The organism is Kluyvera sp. Awk 3 (assembly GCF_028069715.1).
Classification (GTDB): domain Bacteria; phylum Pseudomonadota; class Gammaproteobacteria; order Enterobacterales; family Enterobacteriaceae; genus Kluyvera; species Kluyvera georgiana_A.
Genome location: NZ_JANEWH010000296.1, coordinates 1 through 848, shown reverse-complemented (window position 1 = coordinate 848; position 848 = coordinate 1). Strand labels below are relative to the sequence as shown.

Sequence of the window (848 nt, the reverse complement as noted above, 5' to 3'; positions counted from 1 at the left end):
GTGTTAATGGTGAGCAAAATCAAATAGATATTAGAATTTGATTTTTTGTGCGCTTATGAACGGATATATTCACTGGATCTATGATTGTGGGCAGAAAATCGCACTTAATGTTAACGAGACGGGAGTGAAACATAGGGGAATTTGCAGTTAAAGCAGCTCCTCTGGTGGACCAGAGGAGAAAGGAAGAGGGATTACAGCTCCTGCTCGAACAGAACCTGGATGGCCTCGTAGAGATCTTTAACGGTGAACCCGCGTGCCGGCGTGGTGAAAATCGTGTCGTCACCGGCAATACTGCCGAGAATGCCTTCCGCTTTGCCCAGAGAGTCAAGCAGGCGAGCGATCAGCTGTGCAGCGCCGGGGCTGGTATGGATAACCACGACCGCATCGTTGTAATCAATATCCAGCACCAGATTCTTCAGCGGGCTGGTGGTTGTCGGCACGCCCAGCTCGGCCGGCAGGCAGTAAACCATTTCCATTTTAGCGTTGCGGGTACGCACGGCGCCAAACTTGGTCAGCATACGAGAAACTTTGGACTGGTTAATATTATCGAAACCTTCTTCCTGCAAGGCCTGAACAATTTCGCCCTGAGAGCTAAATTTTTCTTCCTTCAGTAATGCTTTAAAGGCTTTAACTAATTCTTCTTGTTTAGTTGAACTTCGCATAAGTCACCCGAGTATGGTGGTGAAATTAACATTATTATGCATATAGGTGAATTTTTATGCAAAATAATTTGCTCCAGAGGCTAAGCCAAATAGAGAAAGGGCGGATTTTATCAAAAATTAGACCTAAGAAACATGCCTATATCACGGGATCCAAATAAGTTAAAAGTAAATGAAATGTTATTAAAT

Annotated in this window: 1 protein-coding gene; it reads right to left on the bottom strand. The window is 44.5% G+C overall.

The window, feature by feature from the left end:
* Positions 1–191: 191 nt before the first annotated feature.
* Entirely contained in the window at positions 192–662 is a 471-nt protein-coding gene (gene argR / locus NNN71_RS24745; RefSeq protein ID WP_035891195.1) for a transcriptional regulator ArgR, read from the bottom strand.
* Positions 663–848: the final 186 nt, after the last annotated feature.